The 356-nt window shown below is 65.2% G+C and carries 1 protein-coding gene; it reads left to right on the top strand.

The genetic code is table 11. The annotated features are described in order from the left end of the window. On the top strand, positions 1–356 hold a 356-nt coding region (locus tag AC30D7_RS28785), incomplete at both ends, for an immunoglobulin-like domain-containing protein (protein WP_490136337.1).

Raw genomic sequence — 356 nt, 5'->3', positions numbered from 1 at the left:
TCGACGCCGGCAAAACCAGCGGCACCGTGACCGTTCCGGCTCCATCCGATGACGTTTACAAAGATGCGGGCACGGTCCAGGCGACCATCTCCACCGCCACCGGCGGCAATTTCGAAAACCTGGTGCCGAGCACTGCCCCGGCGGTGACTACCGTCAACGACACCATCGACACCAGTACCGTTTCGCTGACTGCGACCGCGAACGTCGCCGAAGGCGGCACCGTCACTTACACCGCGACCGTCGGTGCACCAGTGACTGGTAGCCCGGTCACCGTGTCCCTGGCCAACGGCCAGACGATCACCATCGATGTCGGTCAAACCACCGGCACCGTGACCACCGCCGCGCCGAACGACGCG

The sequence above is a fragment of the Pseudomonas sp. DF5 genome, assembly GCF_058148225.1.
This window is presented reverse-complemented; position numbering and strand designations above follow the sequence as displayed.